The 20,325-nt window shown below is 36.0% G+C and carries 20 protein-coding genes and 1 pseudogene; 13 read left to right on the top strand and 8 right to left on the bottom strand.

Annotated elements, in window-relative coordinates; genetic code table 11:
* The first annotated feature begins 189 nt into the window (after positions 1 to 189).
* From hflX to ASG21_RS17500, 9 genes are all read left to right on the top strand, one after another.
* Positions 190 to 1,407 (top strand): GTPase HflX, encoded by a 1,218-nt coding sequence (gene hflX / locus ASG21_RS17540; RefSeq protein ID WP_056083649.1) that lies wholly within the window; start codon positions 190 to 192, stop codon positions 1,405 to 1,407.
* A gap of 12 nt (positions 1,408 to 1,419) precedes the next feature.
* Entirely contained in the window at positions 1,420 to 2,046 is a 627-nt protein-coding gene (locus ASG21_RS17535) for a DUF4919 domain-containing protein (RefSeq protein ID WP_056083646.1), read from the top strand.
* Positions 2,047 to 2,061: 15 nt separating this feature from the next.
* Positions 2,062 to 3,351: a sodium:proton antiporter gene (locus ASG21_RS17530; RefSeq protein ID WP_056083643.1), complete on the top strand. Its 1,290-nt coding sequence runs from the start codon at positions 2,062 to 2,064 to the stop codon at positions 3,349 to 3,351.
* 6 nt (positions 3,352 to 3,357) lie between these two features.
* Entirely contained in the window at positions 3,358 to 4,068 is a 711-nt protein-coding gene (locus ASG21_RS17525) for a DNA alkylation repair protein (RefSeq protein WP_056083640.1), read from the top strand.
* Between the two features lie 48 nt (positions 4,069 to 4,116).
* Positions 4,117 to 4,752, top strand: a complete 636-nt coding sequence (locus tag ASG21_RS17520; RefSeq protein WP_241773525.1) for a hypothetical protein — start codon at positions 4,117 to 4,119, stop codon at positions 4,750 to 4,752.
* Between the two features lie 12 nt (positions 4,753 to 4,764).
* A complete protein-coding gene (locus ASG21_RS17515) occupies positions 4,765 to 6,873 on the top strand; it encodes a hypothetical protein (protein WP_056083635.1) in 2,109 nt (702 codons plus the stop codon).
* Complete coding sequence (locus tag ASG21_RS17510) at positions 6,874 to 8,094, top strand: hypothetical protein (RefSeq protein ID WP_056083632.1); 1,221 nt, start codon at positions 6,874 to 6,876, stop codon at positions 8,092 to 8,094.
* Between the two features lie 17 nt (positions 8,095 to 8,111).
* Positions 8,112 to 8,450 (top strand): DUF6122 family protein, encoded by a 339-nt coding sequence (locus tag ASG21_RS17505; RefSeq protein ID WP_056083629.1) that lies wholly within the window; start codon positions 8,112 to 8,114, stop codon positions 8,448 to 8,450.
* A 65-nt stretch (positions 8,451 to 8,515) separates the two neighbouring features.
* The gene (locus ASG21_RS17500) at positions 8,516 to 9,586 is read left to right on the top strand and encodes an ionic transporter y4hA (protein ID WP_056083626.1); all 1,071 of its coding nucleotides are present in this window, start codon (positions 8,516 to 8,518) and stop codon (positions 9,584 to 9,586) included.
* Between the two features lie 40 nt (positions 9,587 to 9,626).
* Here ASG21_RS17500 and ASG21_RS17495 read toward each other — a convergent pair whose 3' ends face one another.
* On the bottom strand, positions 9,627 to 10,007 hold the full coding sequence (locus ASG21_RS17495; protein WP_056083623.1) for a group III truncated hemoglobin: 381 nt from the start codon (positions 10,005 to 10,007) through the stop codon (positions 9,627 to 9,629).
* Between the two features lie 230 nt (positions 10,008 to 10,237).
* Between ASG21_RS17495 and ASG21_RS17490 the strand changes: the two genes are divergently transcribed.
* Together ASG21_RS17490 and ASG21_RS17485 are read left to right on the top strand one after the other, a co-directional pair.
* Entirely contained in the window at positions 10,238 to 10,726 is a 489-nt protein-coding gene (locus ASG21_RS17490) for a YkgJ family cysteine cluster protein (RefSeq protein WP_056083819.1), read from the top strand.
* A 40-nt stretch (positions 10,727 to 10,766) separates the two neighbouring features.
* The gene (locus tag ASG21_RS17485; RefSeq protein WP_056083619.1) at positions 10,767 to 11,414 is read left to right on the top strand and encodes a hypothetical protein; all 648 of its coding nucleotides are present in this window, start codon (positions 10,767 to 10,769) and stop codon (positions 11,412 to 11,414) included.
* A 338-nt stretch (positions 11,415 to 11,752) separates the two neighbouring features.
* Here ASG21_RS17485 and ASG21_RS17480 read toward each other — a convergent pair whose 3' ends face one another.
* Positions 11,753 to 12,121, bottom strand: coding sequence for a DUF1801 domain-containing protein (locus ASG21_RS17480; protein WP_056083617.1), 369 nt, complete (start codon positions 12,119 to 12,121; stop codon positions 11,753 to 11,755).
* Between the two features lie 134 nt (positions 12,122 to 12,255).
* On the opposite strand from ASG21_RS17480, the gene ASG21_RS17475 reads away from it, so the two are divergent.
* Positions 12,256 to 12,711, top strand: coding sequence for a hypothetical protein (locus tag ASG21_RS17475; RefSeq protein WP_056083615.1), 456 nt, complete (start codon positions 12,256 to 12,258; stop codon positions 12,709 to 12,711).
* A 135-nt stretch (positions 12,712 to 12,846) separates the two neighbouring features.
* Here the strand turns inward: ASG21_RS17475 and gdhA are convergent, their stop codons facing one another.
* The 3 genes from gdhA to ASG21_RS17460 form a co-directional block, all read right to left on the bottom strand.
* Positions 12,847 to 14,205, bottom strand: coding sequence for an NADP-specific glutamate dehydrogenase (gene gdhA, locus ASG21_RS17470; protein ID WP_056083612.1), 1,359 nt, complete (start codon positions 14,203 to 14,205; stop codon positions 12,847 to 12,849).
* A 191-nt stretch (positions 14,206 to 14,396) separates the two neighbouring features.
* Positions 14,397 to 15,506 carry a DNA-processing protein DprA gene (gene dprA, locus ASG21_RS17465; protein WP_056083816.1) on the bottom strand — a complete coding sequence of 370 codons (1,110 nt, stop codon included), beginning with the start codon at positions 15,504 to 15,506 and terminating at the stop codon, positions 14,397 to 14,399.
* A gap of 30 nt (positions 15,507 to 15,536) precedes the next feature.
* Positions 15,537 to 16,310 carry a rhomboid family intramembrane serine protease gene (locus ASG21_RS17460; RefSeq protein ID WP_056083609.1) on the bottom strand — a complete coding sequence of 258 codons (774 nt, stop codon included), beginning with the start codon at positions 16,308 to 16,310 and terminating at the stop codon, positions 15,537 to 15,539.
* Between the two features lie 233 nt (positions 16,311 to 16,543).
* Here ASG21_RS17460 and ASG21_RS17455 point away from each other — a divergent pair, with 233 nt between their 5' ends.
* Positions 16,544 to 17,476 carry a DUF3078 domain-containing protein gene (locus ASG21_RS17455; protein WP_056083607.1) on the top strand — a complete coding sequence of 311 codons (933 nt, stop codon included), beginning with the start codon at positions 16,544 to 16,546 and terminating at the stop codon, positions 17,474 to 17,476.
* 67 nt (positions 17,477 to 17,543) lie between these two features.
* On the opposite strand, the gene sufD is transcribed toward ASG21_RS17455, so the two are convergent.
* The 3 genes and pseudogenes from sufD to ASG21_RS17440 all read right to left on the bottom strand — a co-directional run bounded on the left by sufD (position 17,544) and on the right by ASG21_RS17440 (position 20,211).
* Positions 17,544 to 18,851 carry a Fe-S cluster assembly protein SufD gene (gene sufD, locus ASG21_RS17450; protein WP_056083813.1) on the bottom strand — a complete coding sequence of 436 codons (1,308 nt, stop codon included), beginning with the start codon at positions 18,849 to 18,851 and terminating at the stop codon, positions 17,544 to 17,546.
* A gap of 114 nt (positions 18,852 to 18,965) precedes the next feature.
* Positions 18,966 to 19,709, bottom strand: a complete 744-nt coding sequence (gene sufC / locus ASG21_RS17445) for a Fe-S cluster assembly ATPase SufC (protein ID WP_056083605.1) — start codon at positions 19,707 to 19,709, stop codon at positions 18,966 to 18,968.
* Between the two features lie 116 nt (positions 19,710 to 19,825).
* Positions 19,826 to 20,211 (bottom strand): annotated as a pseudogene (locus ASG21_RS17440) (GxxExxY protein).
* Positions 20,212 to 20,325: the final 114 nt, after the last annotated feature.

The following is a 20,325-nucleotide window of genomic DNA, read 5'->3' as shown; positions in this document are numbered from 1 at the left end:
TAGCAGATTAAAGATAGACATTTAATAACAAAAATTTATTTGAACAAACCCGATTTTGATGAAAATTTAGACGTCGTTCTCATATGAAAAACTCCTCTTAGCAAAATGCAAAGCTATTTTACGGACTCTTTTTTGCATCTGAAGATAAAAAATGTTATCTTGTAAATCTTATAAATTATACAGAATTTAATGCTAGAAAAGAAACAACATAATTACGAAAAGGCCATTTTGGTCGGCGTTGTTACCCAAAATCAGGATGCAGAAAAGCTGCAGGAATATATGGACGAGCTGGAATTTTTGGCTCATACTGCTGGTGCTGAAGTGGACAGACGTTTTACACAAAATTTAACTCAGCCTGACTCCAAAACCTTTGTAGGAAGCGGTAAAGCTCAGGAAATAAAAGAATACGTAAAAGAAAACGGGATTGGTACTATCATTTTTGATGATGAACTTTCGCCGTCACAGCTGAAAAATCTTGAAAAAGAAATTGAAGTCAAGATCCTCGACCGAACCAATCTGATCCTTGATATTTTTGCACAAAGAGCACAGACTTCGTATGCAAGAACCCAGGTTGAATTGGCGCAATATCAGTATTTACTTCCCCGCTTGAGCAAAATGTGGTCTCACCTTGACAAACAGAAAGGGGGAATCGGGATGCGTGGTCCCGGTGAAACAGAAATTGAAACCGACAGAAGGATCATCCGCGACAGAATCAGTTTGCTGAAAGATAAACTGAAAATCATCGACAAACAGATGGCGACCCAGCGGAACAACCGTGGAAAAGTAGTTCGTGCTGCTCTTGTAGGTTACACCAACGTTGGGAAATCTACCCTGATGAATGCCATTTCCAAGTCTGATGTTTTTGCCGAAAATAAACTGTTTGCAACGCTAGATACGACCGTGAGAAAAGTGGTGATTGGAAATTTGCCTTTCCTTTTAACGGATACGGTTGGATTCATCAGAAAATTACCTACTCAGCTTGTAGAATCTTTCAAATCTACTTTGGATGAGGTACGTGAAGCTGATCTCCTGATTCACGTTGTGGATATTTCTCACGAAAGTTTCGAAGATCACATCGAGTCTGTCAACCAGATTTTAATGGAAATTAATGCGCATCAGAAACCGATGGTCATGGTTTTCAATAAAATTGACGATTTCAGCTATGAGAAGAAAGATGAAGACGATCTTACTCCTTCATCAAAGAAAAATATTTCTCTGGAAGAATGGAAGAAAACATGGATGGCAAGATCTAAATATCCTACCGTTTTCATTTCGGCTTTGACGAAGGAAAATTTCCCTGAAATGAAAAGAATGATTTACGATGAGGTGATGAAAATTCACATTTCGAGATTCCCGTACAACGATTTTCTTTTTGAATATTTTGATAATGATGAAGAAAACAACTAAAAATATATTCAGATGAAAAAATATTTCATCCTTTTTCTGATGCTTGGTTTTGGGTTGTTTTCTGCTCAGAAAGCAACCATCGACCTCAAAGATATTAAGAAAAATCTTCAGAATAAAAAGTCAGATTTCCACTACGACAAACTGATTTTCAAATACAAAGGTCTTCCAAAATCTTTAGACAGTCTGGAGGCTCAGCATCTGTATTACGGAAGAAATTATCAGAACATCATTTCCACTTCAAGCGATGAATTTAAGAATCTTGCCAATGCTTTCAGAGATAAAGATGTTGACAAATCTATCACGCTTGGAAAGGAAATTTACGGGAAAGACCCGACCAATCTTGATGTCTTATTAATTCTGCTTCGTGGCTATGAGATGAAGCAGGACATCACCAATTTTTCGCACCACATGAATCAGCTCCGAAGCTTAACCGATGCTATTAAAAGTTCGGGCGACGGAAAATCTGAAAAAACAGCTTACGTTGTTAACTCTGTGGGTGACGAATACATTCTCCTCAACATGCTTCAGATCGGGCAGGATTACTCGCGCGGTTCTCAGGCCGCCAATGGCGCGATGTACGATGTTTGGTCAAAAGGAGATCAGAAACTCTATATAAAAGTACTTTACACAGGCTTTTAATCTTAAAATTTTTTAATGGAATTATACTATTCATTTTCAGCACTTATCGTTTTAGCATCTATATTCGCCTACATCAATTACAGGTTTTTAAAACTTCCGAGCACCATCGGAATTATGGTTATTGCCATTGTGGTTTCTATCATTCTGGTATTATTTGGTGAAAATTTTCTTCCAAAAACATTCAGTCATTTAAATGATCTGATGAACAGCATCGACTTTACAGAAGTCCTGATGGGAGCGATGTTAAATTTCCTTCTTTTTGCGGGAGGAATTCACATTAACATCAATGATTTAAAGGAACAGTTCCGGCCGGTGCTGATATTTTCCACAGCCGGCGTTATCATATCGACCTTCATTGTCGGTTTTGGAATGTTTTACCTCTTGCCTTTGGTAGGTTTGAAAATACCGTTTATCTATTGTCTGGTTTTCGGAGCTTTGATCTCTCCAACCGACCCTGTGGCAGTTTTAAGTGTTTTGAAGCAGGCCAATGTCTCAAAAGCTCTGGAGACAAAAATTGCCGGCGAGTCACTTTTCAATGACGGTATGGCGGTCGTGGTTTTCACCGTTGTATTGCAGCTGGCTATAGGAAAAGAAGTTGATTTGGGTATAGAAAATATAGGAATTTTACTCCTTCATGAAGCAGGCGGAGGTCTTCTTTTAGGAGTTGTTTTAGGATGGGTAACTTCAAGACTGATGCGTGAAGTGGATGATTACATTATTTCAGTTTTGGTAACACTTGCAGTGGTGATGGGTGGTTATCTTGTTGCACGTCAGATGCATGTTTCAGGACCGTTGACTATGGTTGCGGCGGGACTATTTATGGGTAATTTCAATGTTAAATTTAAAATGAAATCTGTCACTCAGGATTATTTAATTAAATTCTGGGAACTGATTGATGAGATTCTGAATGCTGTTCTATTCCTGTTTATCGGGTTTGAACTGTTGATGATTAAGGATTTAAATCATTTTGTCATTCCTGGTTTGATCGCTATTGTAGTTGTATTGGTTGCGAGATTTGTTTCGATTTGGGGACCCACGAAATTCATGTCTTTCAGAACAAGATTCAGTCCGCAGACGATAAAAGTTCTGTTTTGGGGTGGAATTCGTGGCGGTGTTTCCATCGCACTTGCAATGTCTATTCCGAAAGGAGAATACCACAACACGATTTTAAGTATTACTTATTTTGTGGTTGTGTTTTCAATTATCGTTCAGGGACTTACAATTGCCAAAGTCGCCAACCCGAAAAAGATTGCTGACGAAGAAAAAAGTCTTGAATCTACTGCGATGGCAGAAAATCAGAATTAATTTCTCATGCTTAAAGAACTGAAAACCGCCCTTGCAGAACTTGCCATTCCTGAGAAAGCAGCTTTTCTTCCTAAATTTTTCAAAATCGGGAAAGGTGAATACGGCGAAGGCGATCTGTTTCTGGGCGTAAAAGTTCCAGACCAGCGGGCGGTAGCGAAAGAGTTTTACACCAAGATTTCTTTAGATGAAATCGCAGAACTTCTTACCTCGAAATATCACGAGCACCGATTGACAGCACTTTTCATGCTGATTTTAAAATTTGAAAAAACAAAGGATAATTCTGTAAAAGACCAAATCGTTCAGTTTTACCTGAATAATCTTAAAGGAATCAACAACTGGGATTTGGCAGACACGAGCTGCTACAAAATATTAGGCCGCTATGCTTTTGAAAATCAAAAAGATGACCTTCTGATCAACCTCTCTGAGTCCGAAGATATGTGGCACAAAAGAATTGCAGTTGTAGGCACCATGCATTACGTAAAAAAAGGTAATTTTGAGCTTACAAAAAAACTGGTTTTGAGAAACCTATTTCACAGCCACGACCTGATGCACAAGGCAAATGGATGGCTTTTGCGTGAAATGGGAAATAAAAATGAAACTGAATTAATCCAGTTCCTGAATTCTCACTACAGAAAAATGCCCCGAACTAGCCTTCGTTACGCGATTGAGAAATTGGATGAAAACCTGAGGCAGGATTATTTAAAAGGAAAAATTTAGACATCAACACGGATTTTTTATATGAAATTAAAATACTTTTTGTTCCTGATGCCACTGCTGCTTCTTACAAGTTGCTTTGATATCTTAGACAAAGTCAACATCAAGGCCGACGGAAGCGGCGATTATACTTTGATTTTAAATGCCAGCAAAAGCAAAACAAGAATTGCTTCCCTGTCTAAAATGGAAACCGTGAACGGCAAAAAAGTTCCCAAAAGATCTGAAATTGAATCTAAAATCAGTCAGGCGGCTCAGATTTTTAAAACCACTCCCGGAATTTCTAATGTGAAAACATCGATGGATTTTGACAATTACATCATTAAACTCAGCTGCAGTTTCAAGAAAATTGAAAACATCAACACCGGACTGGAAAATTTAAAGGCTAAGAATATCATCGGAAAAATGATTCCTACGAATATGTACAGCCAGAATATTCAGAACAAAACATTTACGCGAAATAAAATTAATACTTTCAAAGAAGATTACAACAAGCTCAGTGCGGCAGACAAAGAAGTTTTTGCTACGGCAAAATACGTTTCTGTAATGCAGTTTGAAAACACCATTAAATCCCAAAGCAACAGTCTTTACCAGCTTTCGCCCAACAAAAAAGCGTTAAAGCTTGACGGAAATATTTTAGATTTCATCCTTCAGAAAAAACAGTTCCACAACAATATTCAATTTCAATAAACCAAAAACTTCATGAAAACATATTTAATAAAAACACAGAAGATCTTTTTCCTGCTCTTCGCGTTTGCATATCTCGGGGCACAGCAGAGCCCGAAGTTGCCAAAAGACGCACTTTTCTACATGGAAATCAACGGGAAGCAGCTTAATAAAAAAATAAACTGGGAGAAAGTAAATCCGTTTTTCAAGGAACTTTCAAAGGATAATGACAAGAAAACCGCTTCGTGGAATGACTTTTCCAAAACCGGAATAAAATACGACGCAACACAGTATCACTACGCTTCGGCAAATGATTCCATTTACGCTTACACCACTTACTTTACTTTAGACAACACTTCAAAATTTACCGAATTCATTAATTCTGTGAAGAAAAAAGGTCAGGAAGTCACCAAAAAAAGCAATTACGAATTTGTAGACATCGACGACAATATTTTTGTAGCGTGGAACGACAAAAAAGCCGTTCTCAAAATGATGAACTACAGCAAACCATACGATTATGATGTGTATGCAGACAGTACAATGGCAGTGGTAGACAGCGCGGCAGCAGCCGTAGACAGTGTGGCGGTGGATGCAGATTACGAAATAGAAGCAGAAAAACCGTTTGATTACAAAGAGGAAATTCAGAACCTAAAAGATGAAATTTCCTACATCAAACAAAATATCAAAGACAACAATGCTGAAATTGTGAAACTTCAGAAAGACATAAAATATCTTGAAAAGCACAAGAAATATCCTGAAGAAAAAACGATGGAAGCCATCAGAGACACCACCTATAAAGAAGGCAGCTACGAGGAGGAAATTCCGCCTCCGCCGCCTGTAGGACCACGGAAATCTGGTGAAGAGGAAGACCAGACAGAAGAAATGGATGACTATGATTATGAAGCAGAAGCCGTTGCCGACTCACTCTTCATGAAGGAAATGGATTCGATTAATATCGAGACTTTCAAAATGGTGAAGAAATTTGCAGAGGCTGATTTCGACAAATATTTCAGTTCAAATCTTGAACTTGAAGTTGCAAAAGATGTATTGAGTTTCAGAGACAGCAATTCTGACGTATTTATTCATACAGATTATGGCAAAATTTTCGGATTAAAATCTTACAGAAGCTTTTACAGAGAGTTTGATATTGAAAATCTTGTAGGAAAAATGTACAATTCCAATTCGTCATATAATCTTTATTTCGACGACGATAAGGTGAGGCTCATCAACAATTACCAACACAAAGACAGCAACATCAACAACAGTTTTGCCGCTGTGTACAAAGGTAAAAAGAACAAAAAACTCACTGCTCTCATCAATGATAAAAGCATTGGATATTATGCGATGAACCTCAACGGCTACAAATATTTTGACCTCATCTACACTTTATTTGAAAACACTGGTGACGGAAAATATCAAAAAGAAATTCAGCTGATGATGGAAACGGTGAAAATCGTTCTGGACGAAGAAGCCATCTCTAAAATCGCTTCCGGAAACGGTATTTTTGTTCTGAATGAGTTGAAATCAAAAAAAGTAGAATATACAGATTTTGAGTACGACGACGATTATAACGAAAAGGAAGTCACGAAAACCAAAGATGTAATGGTTCCGGATTTCACGTTTGCATTTGCAACGGAAAACGAAAAATACTGGAGCAGAATTTTCGACATGCTTGTTTCAAACAAAGAAACAAAAGAAAAATTCATTAAAGAAGGTGATTTCTACAGATTCAAAGAAGGAAAAAATCAGGGACCGGTTGATCAGCTGTATTTTACTGTAAAAGACGGTATTGTTTATCTGACGACGGCAAAAGAAAACATCAACCCGAAATCTCAGACAGAAATTTCAAAAAAATGGATGAAAGATTCTGAAAAATATGCAGTTTCAGGAAGATTTGACCTTCAGAAATTACTCATCGGTCTCAATCAGGAATTCAAGGATTCATCTGAAATAAAATTGCTGAATTTAATGAAGAAAAATGCCGGAGAATTCAATTACAAAAGTGAAGTGAAAGGCAACAGCATACAGACTGAGATTGACTATAAAATTAAAACGTCTGCTGAAAACAGTCTGATGTATTTCTTTAATCTGGTAGATGAAATCTATAAAATATCTGAGTCTGAGAAAAAAAATCAGCCCTTGTAAATGAAAAGACGGCTTCTTTTTCTGGTGTCTGTTATCGTACTTTTGGCGGTGTATTTCATTCTTTATCATAAAAACAAAGAACTGAAATACATTCCAGACGGTGCAGATGCTGTGGTTTTGATTGATGTAAAAAATTTCACAAGAAAATATCTTTCTGAAACAGTTCTGCATCCCTCAGTCTGGTTGAAAGAAGGTGATAAAAAAGACGGGATTTCATGGAAAGATGCCGGAATTAAAATTCCGGATTTTGTGCAGCTTTTCCATCTTAAAAATGAAAGTTTTTCAAACTGGTACACGGTTTTAGAAATTAAAAACGGGAAAGAATTTAAATCTTTTTTAAAAGACCAAAATTTTCAGACAAAAGACAACAGTCTTTATACCAACGGAAATATTTTCCTGAAGATCAACGGAGAAATCTGCATCGCCGGAACATCTCAGAGATCATTTGAAACCATTGAAACCTCTTTAAAATCAAACAAAATTCTATGGAATGCGGATGATTTTATGACTGATGGAATTGGAAGTTTAGGAATTATTAATGGAAAAAATATCGCGAAATACGCTATTCATTTGAATGATGACAGCGCTGAAATATCCAATTTTTCGGATTTAAAAAAGGCAGAAACAATACTTACACAAAATTCGGCGAACACCGATTTTATGATTGCTCAGCTTGACCAGAAAAATATTCGAACCATTTCAGGAATTTTTAAAACTGAAATTTTTTCTCATCCTGAAATCAATTCGGTTGAAATGAATGCTGATTTAAAACAAATTACAGACACCATCATCAGCTATGATTACGATGATAATTTCAATGAAGTTGAAAAAGTCAGCTATCAGAAGATCGTTCAGCCAGAGTATCTTATTCAGATTAAAACCAAAAATTCCGATGAAGTATGGAATTATTTTGAACAGAAAAAATTCATCAGTCCGCAAAAGCAGTTTACAGCGATTCCTTTTCTGCCCAACAAAATTTCGAGAGATGAGAACGGAATTTTAATTAACACTGTAAACCATCCAAAAATCAAAAACAGTTCTGATGCGAATTTTATTTTAATTAAAAACAACCCTTTACTGCTTTCATCATTTAAAAGCTTATCTCCCAAAATCACAAAAAAGGTACGTGAGCTGGAATCTGTACTGTACTGGAATGATAAAAAGCAAACTTTGGTACGGTTTCAGTTTAAGTCTGGCAATCTCCCATTAATCCTGAGATAAAACTTAAATTATATCCGATGAATGCCGATGATCTCGCTCTAATCAGAACTTTTACGCATTATTTTTTACATCTAATTTTTCCTGCTGCCATCGCGTATCTTTTCTTCCAACCTCACTGGAAAAAGGCTTATGTTATCATGCTGGCCACCATGCTTGTAGATCTCGATCATCTACTGGCCAACCCAATTTTTGATCCCAACAGAATGAGTGTCGGTTTTCACATTCTTCACTCCTACCCTGCGATTGCGGTGTATTTTTTGATGCTTTTTTTTAAAGGAAATATCAGAATTGTTGCTGTTGGTCTGCTCTTTCACATGCTTACAGACTTTCAGGACTTTATGTTTTGGCAACATTAAAATTTGATTAATGTTTTCTTTTAATATTGCCCTTTCAATAGATTTTTTGTATTTTAGAGACTGTTATGAAGCTAAAAGAATTTTTACACTACACCTACATTTTCCCTGTGCTGGCGGTAATTTATTACTTTCTGGGATTTATGGGAACCGGAGTTATATCTGACGTTATTGCCGGAATTCTTTTAACCGGAAGCGTACTGTCTGCAGTTCACCATGCTGAAGTTGTAGCACACAAGGTCGGCGAACCTTACGGAACGATCATTCTCGCACTCTGTATCACAATTATTGAGGTCGCACTGATTGTTTCTCTAATGGTAGCTGGTGGCGAACAGGCCATTACCCTCGCCCGTGACACTGTTTTTGCAGCGGTGATGATTATTCTGAACGGTATTATCGGTATCTGTGTATTGGTGGGAGGTGTGAAATATTTCGAACAGTTTTTTGCCCGCACTTCAGCAACAACTTATCTTGTGAGTATTGTCTCAATTCTTGTGATCACACTGGTACTCCCGAATTTTACCTCAAGCGTTAACGGACCTTATTATAATAATGCGCAGCTGGTATTTGTTTCTATTGCGTGTCTGGTTATTTACGGGGTTTTCCTGATGGTTCAGACGGTAAGACACAGAAGTTATTTTGTCCCGGCGGATGGTAATGCAGAAGAGTATTATATTCCTAGTAAGGCTCAGGCAATTAACAGTTTTATCTTTTTGGTCATCTGTCTTGTGATCGTTGTTTTATTAGCCAAAGGACTTTCGGGAACCATTGAAGATATGGTACAGAGCATGGGCGCTCCGAAGTCATTGGTAGGTGTTATTATTGCAGCGGTCGTGTTGCTTCCTGAAGGACTTGCCGCAATTCGTGCAGCAAGAAATAATCAGATACAGTCGAGTTTAAATTTAGCCTTGGGATCGGCTTTGGCGAGTATCGGTTTAAGTATTCCTGCGATTTCTGCGGTAAGCATTATGTACGATATTCCACTTGTTTTAGGTTTGGATAAGAAAGATATTATTTTACTTACTCTATCCGTGTTTATCGTGATGTTGTCGTTGAGCAGAGGGAAAACGAATGTGCTGTATGGAACTGTGTTGCTGGTTAATTTAGCAGCTTATATTTTTACGGTGATTGTGCCATAATTCAGGTTAAGGTTAAGGTTAAGGTTAAGGCAAAATTAAGTTAAAGTTTTCTGTCCATTTCCATTTTATAAGCCATAAGTCTAGCAATATTCTCCGATTTTGTAATCGCTATATCAGCATTTTCTCCGTCGAAATTTTCTTCGATGGTTTGCTTCCATAGTTTTAACCACTGCTCGAAATGATGTTTTTCCATGGCTTCCAATCGGTTGATCGGAAAATGTACCGCCATCGGATTTCTTTTGTAACTCATCTGTCCGAATAAAATCGTTTGCCAGAAAGAATACATTTTAGGCAGATGCTTTTTAAAATCAACATTCACAATATCATTAAAGAAAAAACCAATCGTTTCATCCTTCACAACTTTATCATAAAACGAATTGACTAGCAGTTCGATGTCTTCTCTTGATTCTAATTTTTTCATTTGATTTAAATTAAATTTAAACTAAAAATCGTCTGTCAAATTTAGTTTAATTCTTAATCGTAAAGTAGATTTTATGATTGATAAGTTTCATATAGTGATTTTTAAATTTTAAAAACGAGACCTGCAAACGCTTAAAAACCTTATGCTTCTACATTTTTAATTCATGACAGTTTCATAAAAACAATGTTTTATCTTTGCACTCTGCTTTTCAGCATTTTAAAATTAAAAAATTGAATTTAGACTTTTATAAAACCCAGGCTTTACAGAAACAGAAAGAACATAAAAAGTTTCTGGATGGTTTAAAAAAGAAACCGCCCAAAAACTTAGATTATGCCGTTCAGGAAATACATGAGGAAGTTTTTGAAAAAGTAGACTGCCTTCAATGCGCCAATTGCTGTAAAACCACTGGTCCTCTTTACACCGAAAAGGATATTGAAAGAATTTCAAAACACCTCCGCATGAAACAGGCTGATTTTGAAGCCAAATTTCTGAGAGTAGATGAAGAGAACGACAAGGTTTTACAGAATCTTCCATGCTATTTTCTGAATGAAGATAACACCTGTTCGATTTATGATGTCCGTCCAAAAGCATGCAGAGAATATCCTCATACAGACAGGAAAAAGATTTATCAGATCAATGATTTGATGATCAAAAACACCGTGATTTGCCCGGCAGCATTTGAGTTTGTAGAAAAGATGATGACGAATTTGGGTAAGTAAATACTAAAGCGATTTTTCGAGAGTTATTACAAAAATACCCATGAGAACATTACTTATTTTTCTGTTGATTTTAACATTTATTTTTAGCTGTAAAACAAAAACAACTGCAACTGTTCCCCATTTGAAAATTCAGACAAAAGAAGTTGATCGCCATTCATTTGTTTTGGAAACTGAAAAAGATTTTGACACGATTGATAAAAATTATATCATTTACATCAAAATGAATCATGGAAGTAGAAAATCAAATTTGGACTGTGACAGTAGTGAAATTGAAGAAAAATATATTTTATTCAAAAAGGAAGATAGTTCCTATATTCAAAAAGTTGTTGATGTGGCGGTTTATTATCCGACACCACTCAAATCAAATGACATAATCAACTTATATATTAATTTATTTTCAGAACTAAAAAATGAAAGAATTAAAAATTTCAGAACCATGCAAAAAAGTCAGATACTTGGTTTACATAGCATTCACAAAAATTACATATTTGTAGTTGAGCAAAACCACCCTGTCACTATTTCGTTTCCTGAATATGATTTTAAAAAAGATTATGCTGATGAAAAAAATGCAAGCTACGAATACAATAAAAATTTAAAACTTTTCAAAATTGACAGTTTACTGAACTCAGAAATTGATGAACTCAACAGACAAAATGCTTTCAGTTTCAGGAAATGCCGCAAGAATTAATATCGATCTTTAAACGTCTGCAATCTGACTTTGAACAAATAAAGTTGAGTGATGAATTTCTACTTATAAAGACATTCGAAAAGCTATCATCCCATTGATCTGATGATTAAAAACGCGATGATTGCCCGGCTGCATTTGAGTTTGTGGAAAGTATGATGAAAAAACTGAATAAATAATTTTAATCTTAAAAGGTTTTAAAATCTTTTAAATTGAGTTAAAATAAAAAAGAAAATATAATTTTATTTCTGTCCCTGCGTTTCAGAATTAAATCAATGCAAATTGGTTTGCACATAGAAGTAGTTTTTATATATGTAAATGGAGTCCTGAAATGTAATATTTCAGGATTTTTTATCTTCAATTTCTGCAATTTTATATTTCACCATTCTTTCAACCAGATCCAAAGGCAGATCTTCATTTAAAGGAAACTGTACTGCTCCTTTGGAGAATTTAAATTTTCTTACGATAAAATCCTTTTCAAAATTTTTCATTCCTTCTGAGGCAGGGTAAAAACCAATGTGATTTTTGTACGCAGCAAAGTAAACCAAAGGCTTTTTGTTATACCTGAACGCCGGCATCTTATAGCCGATGTATTCCTCCAGTTCTGGAGTCTGGGCGTGAACGGTTTTTCTTAAAGCTTCAAGCTTAGTCTGAACATCTTTGGGGAAAAGAAGAAAATATTCTTCAAAATTTGTAAATGTATTTTTCATTGCAAAGTTTTTATTAAAAATAAAAAATATGAAATTCTAAATCATTAAAAAATTAAAAAAATTATTAATTTGATTAATGATCACAGAGTTGTACGCTATTTGTATAGTATTGATTATCACCAAAATATTATATTATGAAAAAATTAATTTTAGCAGCTTTTGCTATGGGAGGTATATTTGCTGTATCTGCACAGACAACACCTCAGAAAACAAATACAGGTTCAAGCACTGTTACAACTCCATCAACAACTCAGAAGGGTATGACTATTCCCCGAGGAAACCTTAACTCAGATGTGAGAGCGTTGGATAATAATCAATTAGGCACCGGGAATAATCTGCAGGGAACTGTGAATAACAATATGGGCACCATGAATAACGGAACCATCAATTCTCCCAACCCAAACGGAACTCTTCCTTTGAGTACAGGTACTGTCGATAATAAAATTTCATCGCCTGGTACGGTCAACATCGGAACTACAGGCAGTCTCAATACAAGCGGAAATGTAAATACGGGTGTTAATAAGCCTATGCCGGGCTCAGGAACTGTTAACACCACCAGTCCGACCACACCTGTAAAAAAGACAAAATAAGACAGTTTTGTATCACAAAAAAAGCATTGAACTGGACATTCAATGCTTTCACTTTCACTATTACTTTTTCCCATTTATAATCCCGGGACAGGCTTTATGAAAAAAGGCCGGGAAAACTTCCCAACCTTTATATTTCTATACTACACCCTGAGCCAACATTGCTTCAGCTACTTTTACGAAGCCGGCGATGTTTGCACCTTTCACATAGTTTACATATCCGTCTTCTTCTTTACCGTAGTCTCTACAAGCTTTGTGAATTCCGATCATAATTTCTTTCAGTCTTGCATCAACTTCTTCTGAAGTCCAGTTGAGTCTGATTGAATTCTGAGTCATTTCCAAACCTGAAGTAGCTACACCACCTGCGTTTGAAGCTTTCCCTGGAGAGAATAATACTTTATTCTCAAGGAAATAGTTGATAGCTTCCAGTGTTGAAGGCATGTTAGCAGCTTCAGTTACACAAAGACAACCGTTTTCAACCAAAAGTTTAGCATCCTCAAAATCAAGCTCATTCTGAGTTGCAGAAGGAATTGCTACATCACACTTCACTTCCCAAGGACGTTTTCCTGCGTGGAAAACAGCCGAAGGATATTGTTTTGCGTAATCTTCAGCTCTGTTGTTTCCAGAAGCTCTTAATTCAAGAAGGAAATCGATTTTTTCACCATCGATACCGTCTTTATCGTACACATAACCATCAGGTCCGGAAAGCGTTACCACTTTACCGCCCAGTTCATGTACTTTTTTAATAACGCCCCACGCCACGTTTCCGAAACCTGAAACCGTTACAATTTTATCTTTAAATGTCTGTCCGATAGTCTTCAGCATCTGCTCAGCAAAGTAAACAACACCGTATCCTGTAGCTTCAGGACGGATCAGTGAACCACCGTAAGCAAGACCTTTACCGGTAAGAACACCTGTAAATTCGTTTCTCACTTTTTTGTACTGACCGAATAAATATCCAATTTCTCTTGCTCCAACGCCGATGTCTCCCGCAGGAACGTCAGTTTCAGGACCAATGTGCTTGCACAATTCCGTCATGAAAGCCTGGCAGAAACGCATCACTTCCATATCAGTTTTACCTTGCGGATCAAAGTCTGAACCTCCTTTACCACCTCCCATTGGAAGAGTTGTCAAAGAGTTTTTAAATACCTGCTCGAATGCTAAGAATTTAAGTACAGAAAGGTTAACAGTTGGATGAAAACGGATTCCTCCTTTGTATGGTCCGATTGCAGAGTTCATCTGGATTCTGAAACCTCTGTTCACCTGAATTTCACCTTTGTCATCAACCCATGGAACTCTGAAAATAATAATTCTCTCGGCTTCAGCCATTCTCTCAAGAAGCTTCATGCCTGTATATTCTTTTCTGGTAAGGATAAAAGGAATTACTGTAATTGCAACTTCTTTTACTGCCTGTAAAAATTCCGGTTCATTCGGGTTTTTTGCTTCTATCTTAGCAATAAACTCCTGAATTTTCTGGTCAATATTATATTGTTCCATATTAGGTAAGGTTGAATATTATGTCAACAAATTTAATTTTTTTTTCAAGATTCACAATAGCTTATTTGATATTTGCTGATAATTCAACAATAACGAATACTAATATTATTAAATTAATAATAACAATCTGAATTTTATTAAAAATTAAATGTTATATGTAAAATAATGAAATATTACGAAATCATTAATTCTTATATTGCCAAAAATTGTCTCCCTGAAAATGATTTTACTTTTCCCAAAAGCTCGAGTTCCAGTATTACAGGCAATAATTTATGTGATGGGAATGATATTTTTTCTGCCAGATCGTCTAATGTAACATGCGGATTCTCTCTGATACTTCTGTATATTAGTTCCTGATTTTCAGATAATTGAATTGTGACTGTACTGTGCGGAAAAAGCTCTCCGATTATTTCTCTGGAATCATTAAAACCGATGAGATCCAGCAAATCTTTGATTGTTGAAATTGCCGTTGCCTTATTCTGAAATATGAGATGATTGCAACCCTGGCTGTATCTGTCTGAAATTCTTCCGGGAAGTGCAAAAACATCTCTGTTGTAAGTATTTGCAAACGTTGCCGTACTGATAGAACCACCGCCAAAAGCTGTTTCCACAACGATTGTGGCTGGAGAAATTCCGGCAATGATTCTGTTTCTCTGAATGAAATTTTCCCGGTCCGGTTTTCTTGAAGAATTAAACTCAGTAAGCAAACCACCATCCTGTTCAAGTATTTTATCTGAAAGTTTTCTGTTTTTTGACGGATAAAAAGTATGAAAACCATGAGCCAAAACACCAATGGTGGGAATCTGATGATTCAGAGACTGCTCGTGAACTTCTTTATCAACACCCAATGCCAGCCCACTTACAGAAATGTATTGATGTGATTTTGTTTCTTCGAAAAAGTCTTCTATGAATTTTTTGCCGTATGAAGTAATATTTCTCGTTCCGACAAGACTTACGGTATTTAGTTTCGTGTCAAAATTTCCTTTCTGGTAAAGGATTGCGGGAGCATCATCGCATTCTTTCAGTAAAAACGGAAGTTCATTCTGATGTCTGAGATTTATTTTAACTGAATTTTTTTCGCAAAACGAAATTTCTTTTTCAGCAAATTTCAGATGTTCAGCATTTCCGATATCCGAAACTGTTTTCAGGCCTATCCCGTCTGTTTTGCTGAGTTCTTTTTTTGAAAATTTCCAGACATTCTCTGCAGTTCCGAAGCGGCGAACCAGTTTCAGAAAGTTGATATCTCCTATAAAATTGCACTCCCGCAGCGCAATAGAATACAGTTGCTCTTCTGTGTACATTTGTGTTTTATTTTCATCAAATTTAATCAATTAAGATTTATTTTTTCTTAAATCTTCCAGATAATCCCAGATATCTTCTCTTTTTTGATACGGAAGTTCCAGAAAGTCGTCCGGATGATTTTCTTTATATTCCTGCCACAGTTTGTCATCTTTTTCGCTGTAATAATTTGGAAATTCCCAAATATACTTTTTCTTTTTTTCACCTAATTTTTTAAATGAGTATGCCAAAACACTTCCTACAATGGCACCTGCAGAATGTGCCTGCCATGAGATTTTGCTGGGCTCAAGCATTTCGCTGAACATTTCTTCAGGAAACATTCCCCAGATCAGACTACCATAATACAGGACAACCAGAAGTGAAATTGTCAGTAATTTCATATTCCATCTGAAAACACCGCTGAAGAAGAGGAAGAACGCCAGAACATACACTACCCCACTCGCACCGATGGTACAGGTGTAGGTATATTCGCCAGTAAGAATATCAATTGGAGGAAGTATCCAGACTAAAAAACCAGCTAAGATCCACCCGATTACAAATACTTTATTGGCGACTTCAGGGTAAAACTGATAAAGAAGAAACATCAGAATTCCAATCGGAATGGAATTGCTTACAATATGATCTATATTTCCGTGAAGAAGCGGCGCCGTGATAATTCCTAAAAGACCTTCCGGCAGCAGAGGAATAATTGCGCCGAAGCAGCTGTCAAAAAAGCCATTCATCTGCAGCAGATATCCAAACCACATCGCAGCCAGCATCAAAAGCGGGTAAAGCAAAGCCTTTTTTGAAATTACATTATTAATCATACCTCTTAGCTCACAAAACGAAAGCCACACATAAATTTCGGAAATTTTGGCTTTTATTTTATGTTTTTAAATATTATTCAGACAGAAAGTTATTAATTATCAAAATGTTTAGGGTTATGAATTACTGATTTTGAAAAATTTAAATTTATCTCCAAAGTTTTTCATAAAGGTCTGATAAACCGGTCAATTTATATATTCTTATTTTTGCACCGAACAAATTATAAGTAAGAATTATGAGGAAGTTTTTTCTGCTATTTTTGATGTACACAGGATTGATGATGAATGCCCAGGTAATTATAAGCGATTCCACGGCAGTAGATACCATTAAAAAACCGAGACACTGGTCCATAACTGCTAAAAACAGTTTGATGTTTAATCAGGCCGCATTCTCCAACTGGGTGGGCGGTGGTGCCAACAATGTAGGATGGCTTGCAAGTGCCAATTACAATCTCGTTTATGAAAACGGCCGTAACCTTTGGGAGAATATCATCATTATGAATTACGGACAAAACACCACCAAAGGTATCGGAACAAGAAAAACGCAGGATGTCCTTAATATTTCCACCAACTACGGTCTTCAGTTTTCCAAAAGCTGGTATGTGTCTACAGGAGCGAGTGTTCTCTCACAGTTTTCAGGCGGTTTTGAAGACGGAAATAATCCTGAAGCAAAAAAGATTTCAAATTTTATGGCGCCAGGATATGTGAATGCCGGGCTCGGGATCACCTACAGACCCAATGAAAACCTTACTGTTACAATGCGACCTGTCAACGGCAGATTCACTTTTGTACTTGATAAAGAACTGCAGGTTGCCGGAACATACGGTTTAAAATCAGATGGTGATTTTTTCCTGATGCAGATGGGTTTTCTGGGATCCGCAATCTATAAAGTAAAACTGATGGAGAATATCGAAATGACCAACACTGGTTCTATCTTCTCAAATTATCTTGAAAATCCTGATCACATGGTTTTATCCTATAACATGCTTCTGAATATGAAAATCAACAGATTTATCTCATCAATTGTAACTCTGGATTTGATGTATGACCATAACCAGATCAGAAAAACCCAGCTGAAACAGACTTTAGGGGTCGGCGTTGCATACAATATTGATAATGGTGTAAAAAGATCTGACAGGAAAGACAGCCAGTTTTGGCTGAAGAAATAAATTGCATCAAATAAAAACAGGCAGTCTCAAAAGAGACTGCCTGTTTTTTATATAAGATTTATTTGAATTAAAATTCCATCGTAACTTCAAGTTTCTCAGCTAAAAGCTGCTCGATTTTTACTTTTAACGGTTCAATGTCGATATTCTGCATTGCGTCATTGGCAAAAGCGTAAAGCAATAATGCCTGTGCTTCTTTTTTAGAAATTCCTCTTGCTCTTAAATAAAACAAAGCATCTTTATTCAACTGACCAACCGTACAACCGTGAGAGCACTTCACATCGTCTGCGAAAATCTCCAGCTGAGGCTTAGTGTCGATTGTTGCGCCTTCGCTCAGTAAAACGTTGTTATTTTGCTGATAAGCGTTGGTTTTCTGGGCAATTTTATTTACAAATACCTTTCCGTTGAAAACTCCATGAGATTTATCTTTGAAAATGCCTTTGTAATTCTGGTAACTCTGACAGTTTGGAGTATTGTGGTGAACTGCCGTGTGGTGATCTACCAACTGATCTTTCCCGATAATGGTGATTCCGTTCATGAAAGAGTTGATATTTTCTCCGTTATGAATAAAATCAAGATTGTTTCTGATGATCTTTCCTCCGAATGTAAACGTATTTACCGTCGTTAAGCTGTCTCTTTCCTGCTTTGCAAAAGTATGATCTACCAGATAAGAAGTATCGCTGTCGTTCTGAATTTTGTGCCAGTCGGCTTTTGCATTCTGATAAGTGAAAATTTCAGTTACCGAATTGGTAAACACAAAACTTTCGTCAAAATTATGGTGACTTTCAATGATTTCAACTTTTGCACCTTCTTCTACAATCAGTAAATTTCTAGTGTTGTAGAATGTGTTTTCTTCCTGATTCTGGGAAAGATAAAAAACGTGAATCGGTTTTTCGATGATCACATTTTTCGGAACTTTTAAAAAGAATCCGTATTTGCAGTATGCCTGATTTAAGTTTGTAAAAGCTAAATCTTTTGCAGCAATTGTATTAAAATATTTATCGAAAACATCTTTGTGATTCTCATCATTCAAAGCGTAATTGAAAGACAGAAATTCTGCATTTTCGATAGAAATGTTCGAAAGCTCTTTGCGAAGCTGACCGTTTACAAATACAATCCAGTCAAAATTTTCTTCTCCCAAATGCAGCTCATCAAGCTGTTCTTTGGTAATGTTGTGACTTTCTTTCGGGAAAAAATTGTAATCTTTCTCCGTGATTTCTTTGATGTTGGTATACTTGTATTCTTCGTCTTTCTTGGTAGGAAAACCTTTGACTGCAAATTTTTGAAGCGCCGTTTTTCTGTCGTCATCTAAAAATCTGTGACGCAGACTCTCCAAAAATTCACTGTGATTTTCTATTGTTTGATCGTATAAAGCCATTACTGATATTTCGGCCATCACACCTTTATTATAAATTTAATTTGTATCAATACCGCAGTTTTTCACTGCATTTTTGACTAAGGATTGATAAAAAACTTAACCAAAAATATTTTATTAGTTAAGCAACCAGTCGTATCCCTTGCTTTCCAATTCTAAAGCTAAAGATTTATCACCAGTTTTAATGATTTTTCCGTTCGCTAAAACGTGTACATAATCAGGCTCAATATAATTCAGCAATCTCTGGTAATGCGTAATTAAAAGCACTGCATTTCCTTCGTTTTTAAACTGGTTTACACCGTCTGCAACGATTCTCAAAGCATCAATATCCAATCCAGAATCGGTTTCATCAAGAATCGCCAGTTTAGGATTCAGCATCATCATCTGGAAAATTTCGTTTCTTTTCTTCTCACCTCCCGAAAATCCTTCGTTTAATGATCTTGAAAGGAAATCTTTTTTAATTCCAAGCTTTTCAGATTTTTCGCGAATCATAGCAAGCATTTCTTTTGCAGGCATATCTTCAAATCCGTTGGCTTTTCTGTTTTCGTTTAAAGCAGCTTTAATGAAATTCGTCACAGAAACTCCCGGAATTTCTACCGGATATTGAAAAGAAAGGAAAATTCCTTTGTGCGCTCTTTCTTCAGGAGCATCTTCAATAATGTTTTCACCTTGAAAAATGATTTCTCCTTCCGTTACTTCGTAATCCTCTTTTCCTGCGATTACAGAAGAAAGCGTAGATTTTCCGGCACCGTTGGGTCCCATGATCGCATGAACTTCGCCCGGCTTGATTTCAAGATTGATACCTTTTAATATTTGTGCGCCATCTTCAATTCTGGCATGTAAGTTTTTAATGTTTAACATATATTTTTAATTTATCGCAAGGTTAGACAAAGATTTTTATTTTGTCTCCTGTGTTATCTTTAAGATAAACGAAGGCGCTAACGCTTAGCGAGGAAATACTATTTCTATTTTAATGTTTAAATTTGATCAAGATTATTTGCTATTCTTTTGACTCCGTTTTTAAAAAGTTGAGAGTTAAAATTTAAAAGCATGCCTAATTTAAAATTTCCTAGTCTTAAATAATTTTTTAACTGTAAAGCATGATAATTATTTAAGCTTTCGACTGATTTTATTTCTAAAACTACTTTATTTTCAATCAGCAAATCCATTTTAAAAGCTCTTTCCAGAATCAGCTCTTCATATTGGATATTCAGAAATTTTGTCTTTCGACTACTAATCCTTGTTGTTCTAATTCATAAAATAGGCAATCTTCATAAATGGTTTCAAATAAACCTACACCTAATTTTCTATGAATTTTTAATCCACTTTCAAATACAATCTTTGAAATTTCATTTTCTGTCATTTATTTGTTTTTCGCAAAGATACAAGTTGAAAATTAATTTCATTTTGTATTTCTTTCCTAAGCGTTAGCGGCTTAGTATATCTTTAAAATCAGCGGTTTGCCTTTAAAAAAATC

The organism is Chryseobacterium sp. Leaf394, assembly GCF_001424105.1.
Lineage (GTDB): Bacteria > Bacteroidota > Bacteroidia > Flavobacteriales > Weeksellaceae > Chryseobacterium.
Note: the sequence above shows the minus strand (reverse complement) of the source record. Positions and strands in the feature narration are given on the sequence as shown.

Coding starts and splice junctions, on each gene's coding strand:
- hflX (WP_056083649.1), top strand. CDS start 190: ATGCTAGAAAAGAAACAACATAATTACGAAAAGGCCATTTTGGTCGGC.
- ASG21_RS17535 (WP_056083646.1), top strand. CDS start 1,420: ATGAAAAAATATTTCATCCTTTTTCTGATGCTTGGTTTTGGGTTGTTT.
- ASG21_RS17530 (WP_056083643.1), top strand. CDS start 2,062: ATGGAATTATACTATTCATTTTCAGCACTTATCGTTTTAGCATCTATA.
- ASG21_RS17525 (WP_056083640.1), top strand. CDS start 3,358: ATGCTTAAAGAACTGAAAACCGCCCTTGCAGAACTTGCCATTCCTGAG.
- ASG21_RS17520 (WP_241773525.1), top strand. CDS start 4,117: ATGCCACTGCTGCTTCTTACAAGTTGCTTTGATATCTTAGACAAAGTC.
- ASG21_RS17515 (WP_056083635.1), top strand. CDS start 4,765: ATGAAAACATATTTAATAAAAACACAGAAGATCTTTTTCCTGCTCTTC.
- ASG21_RS17510 (WP_056083632.1), top strand. CDS start 6,874: ATGAAAAGACGGCTTCTTTTTCTGGTGTCTGTTATCGTACTTTTGGCG.
- ASG21_RS17505 (WP_056083629.1), top strand. CDS start 8,112: ATGAATGCCGATGATCTCGCTCTAATCAGAACTTTTACGCATTATTTT.
- ASG21_RS17500 (WP_056083626.1), top strand. CDS start 8,516: ATGAAGCTAAAAGAATTTTTACACTACACCTACATTTTCCCTGTGCTG.
- ASG21_RS17495 (WP_056083623.1), bottom strand. CDS start 10,007: ATGAAAAAATTAGAATCAAGAGAAGACATCGAACTGCTAGTCAATTCG.
- ASG21_RS17485 (WP_056083619.1), top strand. CDS start 10,767: ATGAGAACATTACTTATTTTTCTGTTGATTTTAACATTTATTTTTAGC.
- ASG21_RS17480 (WP_056083617.1), bottom strand. CDS start 12,121: ATGAAAAATACATTTACAAATTTTGAAGAATATTTTCTTCTTTTCCCC.
- ASG21_RS17475 (WP_056083615.1), top strand. CDS start 12,256: ATGAAAAAATTAATTTTAGCAGCTTTTGCTATGGGAGGTATATTTGCT.
- gdhA (WP_056083612.1), bottom strand. CDS start 14,205: ATGGAACAATATAATATTGACCAGAAAATTCAGGAGTTTATTGCTAAG.
- dprA (WP_056083816.1), bottom strand. CDS start 15,506: ATGTACACAGAAGAGCAACTGTATTCTATTGCGCTGCGGGAGTGCAAT.
- ASG21_RS17460 (WP_056083609.1), bottom strand. CDS start 16,310: ATGATTAATAATGTAATTTCAAAAAAGGCTTTGCTTTACCCGCTTTTG.
- ASG21_RS17455 (WP_056083607.1), top strand. CDS start 16,544: ATGAGGAAGTTTTTTCTGCTATTTTTGATGTACACAGGATTGATGATG.
- sufD (WP_056083813.1), bottom strand. CDS start 18,851: ATGGCTTTATACGATCAAACAATAGAAAATCACAGTGAATTTTTGGAG.
- sufC (WP_056083605.1), bottom strand. CDS start 19,709: ATGTTAAACATTAAAAACTTACATGCCAGAATTGAAGATGGCGCACAA.